Below are 5,545 nucleotides of genomic sequence, written 5' to 3' on the forward strand. Positions count from 1 at the left end.
TCCATCGCCCACGCCCCGCCCGGGTCGCAGCTGCGCATCCGGGTATCGGACGGCGCACTGTCCGCCGCCGTCCTCGGCACCACCCCCGCCGCGGGACGGCCCGCGGCCACCACCACACCGCCCGAGCCCGCCACACCCGAGGAGCAGTCCTGATGTCCGACGAGCAGACCCCCGTCTCCCAGCTCGGCTACGAGGAGGCCCGCGACGAGTTGATCGAGGTGGTCCGCATCCTCGAGGCCGGAGGCCAGGACCTGGACGCGTCCCTGGCGCTCTGGGAGCGGGGCGAGGAGCTCGCCGCGCGGTGCACGGAGCACCTCGACGGTGCGCGTGACCGGATCGATGCGGTGCTGGGCGACGACGACGACGCCGGAAGCCGTACCTAGGAGGCCACACCCCCCGCGCGCCCGGCCGGCCAGGGTCGATCTGGCGGCGGTCGAACCGGTGGCGGTCGAACCGCTGGCTACCGGCTGCTCGGGAGCGGTTCGGCGTCCTGGACGGCCGCGGCCAGCTCCTCGAAGTCCGAGGTGGTGGCCGACCCGGTCACCGCCACCCTGACGTCGTCCAGGTCCAGCACCCACACCGGACGGACGTCGTCACCGGTGAACACGGTCCACTCCCGCCCGGTCACCGGCACGATCGTCCGGCTCGGTCGCGGCCCGCCGTTCAGTGACCGGAACGCCTCCTCGGGGGCGTCGGACTGGACAAGTTCGACGAAGCTCCGCTCCCCCGTCACCCAGCCGACGTGGCTCGAGGTGGTGCCGGCGAAGCTCTCGACCCGACCCGAGTTCGAGGTCCACCCCTCCGGGACGACCGGGGACCGGACCGGGAAGTCCAGGCTGCGGGCGTCCTGGCGCAGGGAGGCCTCGGCGTCGAACTCCGGGATCGCGCCCTGCTGTGGTCCGGACGGGCTGAAGGTGCACTGGCCCGCGACACCGGCGAAGATGCCGACAATCGCCATGAGCACCACCACCGACCAGAACATGTCGCGGTTGCCCTGCAGGATTCTCGGTTTCGGCTCGGCCACGGCGTCCAGTATCCCACCCACCCGGGGCAGGTCGGGCGCCTGACCCCCGGCGGGGGCCGGGAGGTGCAACAATGAGCGCCGACACCCCATCGTGCGGCGAGCGGCCACGGTTACTCGCACGCAGCTATCCGAGGAGCCCGACGCCACATGTCAGACGCCCTACGCCCCGACCGTAACCTCGCCATGGAGCTCGTCCGAGTCACCGAGGCCGCCGCGCTCGCGGCCGGCCGGTGGGTGGGCCGGGGCGACAAGCTCGGGGGTGACGGCGCGGCCGTGGACGCCATGCGCGAGCTGATCGGCACCGTCGACATGGACGGCGTCGTGGTGATCGGGGAGGGCGAGAAGGACGAGGCGCCGATGCTGTTCAACGGCGAGAAGGTCGGCACCGGGCACGGTCCCGCGGTCGACGTGGCCGTGGACCCGATCGACGGGACGCGCCTCATGGCCGAGGGCCGACCCAACTCCATCGCCGTCATCGCGGTCGCGGAGCGGGGGGCGATGTTCGACCCCTCCGCGGTGTTCTACATGCGCAAGATCGCCGTGGGGCCGGACGCGGTCGGTCACATCGACCTGTCCAAGTCCACCGAGTGGAACATCCTGTCCGTGGCCAAGGCCAAGAACATCGACGTCGGCGACATGACGGTGTGCGTCCTCGACCGCCCCCGGCACGCCGAACTCATCGCGGAGATCCGCGCGGCCGGCGCCAAGGTCCGGCTGATCATGGACGGGGACGTGGCCGGAGGCGTGGCCGCCGCCTCCGACGACAGCTCGGTGGACATGCTCATGGGGATCGGCGGCACCCCGGAGGGGATCATCACCGCCTGCGCCATGAAGTGCATGGGCGGGGAGATCCAGGGGCAGCTCTGGCCGCAGGACGACGCCGAGCGCCAGAAGGCCGTCGACGCCGGCCTCGACGTGGATGCGTTCCTCGGCACCGACGATCTGGTCCAGGGCGACAACTGCTTCTTCGCGGCGACCGGCATCACCAACGGCGACATGGTCCGTGGCGTCAGCTACCGCTCGAACGGCGCCGTCACCAGGTCGCTGGTCATGCGATCGAAGTCGGGCACGGTCCGGCACGTCGAGGCCCGCCACCGCATGGAGAAGCTCCGCGAGTTCTCGGCGGTCGACTACGGCCAGGGGACGCGCCACGGCTGACCCCACCCGGGTCCGCCGCGCCGAGAGCGCCTGCACGGTGCGGCGTGCCCGCCTACTCTGACCGTATGGCTGACCAGAGTGGATTCCGTATCGAGCACGACACCATGGGCGAGGTCCGGGTACCCGTCGACGCGCTCTGGCGGGCCCAGACGCAGCGGGCGGTGGAGAACTTCCCGGTCTCGGGCAGCGGTCTCGAGCGAGCACAGATTCGCGCCCTCGGCCTACTCAAGTCCGCCTGCGCGACCGTCAACGGCCGTCTCGGTCTCCTCGAGAAGACCAAGGTCGACGCCATCGTGTCCGCGGCCGGACGGATCGCGGAGGGTGAGGTCGACGACCACTTCCCCGTCGACGTGTTCCAGACCGGCTCCGGAACCAGCTCGAACATGAACGCCAACGAGGTCATCGCCTCGATGTGCGCGGCCGAGGGCGTCACGGTCCACCCGAACGACGACGTCAACATGTCGCAGTCCTCCAACGACACCTTCCCCACCGCCACGCATGTCGCCGCGACGGAGTTGGCGCTGACCGAGCTCGTCCCCGCGCTGGGGGTGCTGGCCGGGTCGTTCGAGCGCAAGTCCGTCGAGTGGCGGGAGGTGGTCAAGTCCGGCCGCACCCATCTCATGGACGCGGTGCCCGTGACCCTCGGCCAGGAGTTCGGGGGGTACGCGCGCCAGATCCGGGCCGGGGCCGAGCGCGTGTGCGCCACCCTGCCCCGGGTGGGCGAGCTCCCGATCGGTGGCACCGCGGCCGGCACCGGACTCAACGCGCCGGACGGTTTCGGCTCCGCGGTGGTCGAGGAACTGCGCTCACTCACGGGGCTCGAGGAGCTGCGCCTGGCGGAGGACCCGTTCGAGGCGCAGTCCGCCCGCGACGGTCTCGTGGAGCTCTCCGGTGCGCTGCGCACGATCGCCGTCTCGCTCACCAAGATCGCCAACGACGTCCGGTGGATGGGGTCCGGACCCATGACGGGGTTGTCCGAGATCCACCTGCCGGACCTGCAGCCCGGGTCGTCGATCATGCCCGGCAAGGTCAACCCCGTACTGTGCGAGACCATCTCCCAGGTCGCCGCCCAGGTCGTGGGCAACGACGCGGCCGTGGCCTGGGCCGGCGCCACCGGGGCCTTCGAGCTCAACACGGCGATCCCGGTGATGGCCCGCAACGTCCTGGAGTCCGCCCGGATCCTCACCACGTCCACGACCCTGTTCGCCGAACGCTGCATCGACGGGATCGAGCCGGACGTCGAGCGGATGCGCCGGTACGCCGAGTCCTCGCCCTCGATCGTCACCCCGCTCAACTCGGCGATCGGCTACGAGGAGGCCGCCCGGGTGGCCAAGCACGCCCTGGCGGAGGGGTTGACGATCCGCGAGGCCGTCATCGCCCTGGGCTTCGTCCCCGACCCGCTGAGCGAGGACGAGCTGGACCGCCGCCTCGACGTGTTGGGGATGACGGGCCTCGACCGCGAGCGCTGACCCCGGACGCGGTCTGCCGCACGGGGCCGACGAGACCCGGTGAGGAACACCGCGCTGCGTGCCCGGTCCGGGCACGCAGCGCGGTGTCTGCTCACCCGTCGGTCATGCCGCGGTGATCCGGCGCAGCTCCCCCGGCTCGGCGTCCGGGTGGAACTCCTCGAGCATCGTGGTGACCAGTTCGGCGATCGCCGAGCGCTCCGAGCGGTTGAGGGTGACGTGCGCGAACAACGGATGCCCCTTGAGCTTCTCCACCACGGCCTGGATCCCGTCGTGACGGCCGACCCGCAGGTTGTCCCGCTGGGCCACGTCGTGGGTGAGCACCACGCGCGATCCCGTCCCCAGCCTGGAGAGCACCGTGAGCAGGACGTTGCGCTCGAGTGACTGCGCCTCGTCGACGATCACGAACGAGTCGTGCAGGCTCCGGCCGCGGATGTGGGTCAGCGGCAGCACCTCCAGGCTCTCCCGGTCCATCACCTCGTCGATCACGTTCTCGCTGACCAGGCCCTCGAGGGTGTCGAACACCGCCTGGGACCACGGCGACATCTTCTCCGTCTCGCTCCCCGGCAGGTAGCCGAGCTCCTGTCCGCCCACGGCGTAGAGGGGCCGGAACACCACGATCTTGCGGTGGCGGCGACGCTCCAGTACCGACTCGAGCCCCGCGCACAGGGCGAGCGCGGACTTGCCCGTCCCCGCCCGGCCTCCGAGGGAGACGATCCCGATCGACTCGTCCAGCAGGCAGTCGATGGCGATGCGCTGCTCGGCGGAGCGACCGCGCAGTCCGAACACTTCGATGTCGCCGCGGACGAGCTTGAGGCCGCCGCCGTCGGTGACGCGGGCCAGCGCCGAGGACGACTCGGTCTGGACCCGGATCCCGCAGTGCACCGGTGTCTCCACGTCCAGGCCGGCCGCCCGGGCCGCGAGGGGCGAGGCCCCGCCGTCGGAGAACAGGGTGTCCACGAGGTCCTGGGTGGCGGGCAGGTTCGCGACCCCGCTGTAGCCGGTCAGCACCACGTCCTGGGCGTGGTACTCATCGGCGGGCAGTCCCACGGAGCCCGCCTTGACCCGCAGCGGCACGTCCTTGGAGACCAGGACGGTGTCGAGGCCCTCGGCGCGGAGGTTGAGCGCGCACGCGAGGATCCGGGAGTCCTCCCCCGTGTTCCGGAACCCGGCGGGCAGGATCGCCTGGTCGGTGTGGTTGAGCTCGACCCGCAGGGTTCCCCCCTGGTCGGTGATGGGCAGGTCGCCGTCGAGCCGTCCGTGGCGGAGGCGCAGATCCTCGAGGAGTCGGAGCGCCTCGCGGGCGAAGTAGCCCAGCTCGGGGTGGTGTCGCTTGCCCTCCAACTCCCCGATCACCGCGATGGGCAGCACCACGCGGTGCTCGGCGAAGCGGGTGACGGCCCACGGGTCAGAGAGCAGAACCGAGGTGTCGAGGACGTAGGTGCGTACGGTGTCGGTCACGGCGGACTCCTGGCCCGCGGCACCCGCGGGCGAGCTGGGGGTGGACCGGTCGGCCCAGGTCACCTGGTGGTGACGGGGCCGGGTGCCGGCCCCCTCCCGATCGAGTGGATCGATCATCGGCTGGGACCTCCCGACGGTCGGCTTCCCCACCGACCGTTGTGACCCACGCTACGCCCGAATCACACGAGTGTGAGTTAACTCATCGTGAATTCGTCGGTCTCGCCGGGGTCCGTGACGCACACCGGGTCACGGCACCCTCTCGAACGCGGCGGCCAGGCCCTGTCCGCCGCCCAGGCACATCGTCTCCAGGGCGAGCCGGCCCTGCCGGCGGGCGAGCTCGCGGGCCATCGTGGTGAGGATGCGGGTCCCCGTGGCCCCGACGGGGTGGCCGAGCGAGATCCCCGAGCCGTGCACGTTGAGCCGCTCGCGGTCGGCC

At 71.5% G+C, this 5,545-nt stretch carries 5 protein-coding genes and 2 pseudogenes; 4 read left to right on the plus strand and 3 right to left on the minus strand.

Going from position 1 to position 5,545, the window contains the following annotated elements:
* Positions 1-153: pseudogene (locus tag G6021_RS17050) on the plus strand (exodeoxyribonuclease VII large subunit); the annotation flags it as partial.
* Entirely contained in the window at positions 153-383 is a 231-nt protein-coding gene (locus G6021_RS02245) for an exodeoxyribonuclease VII small subunit (RefSeq protein ID WP_179525652.1), read from the plus strand. The pseudogene G6021_RS17050 and the gene G6021_RS02245, both read left to right, overlap by 1 nt.
* A 77-nt stretch (positions 384-460) precedes the next feature.
* On the opposite strand, the gene G6021_RS02250 is transcribed toward G6021_RS02245, so the two are convergent.
* On the minus strand, positions 461-1,024 hold the full coding sequence (locus G6021_RS02250; protein WP_182640581.1) for a DUF4245 family protein: 564 nt from the start codon (positions 1,022-1,024) through the stop codon (positions 461-463).
* A gap of 147 nt (positions 1,025-1,171) precedes the next feature.
* Here G6021_RS02250 and glpX point away from each other — a divergent pair, with 147 nt between their 5' ends.
* Entirely contained in the window at positions 1,172-2,182 is a 1,011-nt protein-coding gene (gene glpX / locus G6021_RS02255) for a class II fructose-bisphosphatase (RefSeq protein WP_182640582.1), read from the plus strand.
* 65 nt (positions 2,183-2,247) lie between these two features.
* Entirely contained in the window at positions 2,248-3,651 is a 1,404-nt protein-coding gene (locus G6021_RS02260) for a class II fumarate hydratase (protein ID WP_179525655.1), read from the plus strand.
* A gap of 102 nt (positions 3,652-3,753) precedes the next feature.
* Here the strand turns inward: G6021_RS02260 and G6021_RS02265 are convergent, their stop codons facing one another.
* The gene (locus G6021_RS02265; protein ID WP_182640583.1) at positions 3,754-5,109 is read right to left on the minus strand and encodes a PhoH family protein; all 1,356 of its coding nucleotides are present in this window, start codon (positions 5,107-5,109) and stop codon (positions 3,754-3,756) included.
* Positions 5,110-5,355: 246 nt separating this feature from the next.
* A pseudogene (locus G6021_RS02270) lies at positions 5,356-5,545 on the minus strand (acetyl-CoA C-acyltransferase); the annotation flags it as partial.

This window comes from Dietzia sp. CW19 (assembly GCF_014145265.1).
In the GTDB taxonomy this organism is placed as follows: Bacteria; Actinomycetota; Actinomycetes; order Mycobacteriales; family Mycobacteriaceae; genus Dietzia; species Dietzia natronolimnaea.

What these genes read in the sequence shown, in the direction of transcription:
- G6021_RS02260 (WP_179525655.1), top strand. Translation starts at nt 2,248, where the DNA reads ATGGCTGACCAGAGTGGATTCCGTATCGAGCACGACACCATGGGCGAG.
- glpX (WP_182640582.1), top strand. Translation starts at nt 1,172, where the DNA reads ATGTCAGACGCCCTACGCCCCGACCGTAACCTCGCCATGGAGCTCGTC.
- G6021_RS02245 (WP_179525652.1), top strand. Translation starts at nt 153, where the DNA reads ATGTCCGACGAGCAGACCCCCGTCTCCCAGCTCGGCTACGAGGAGGCC.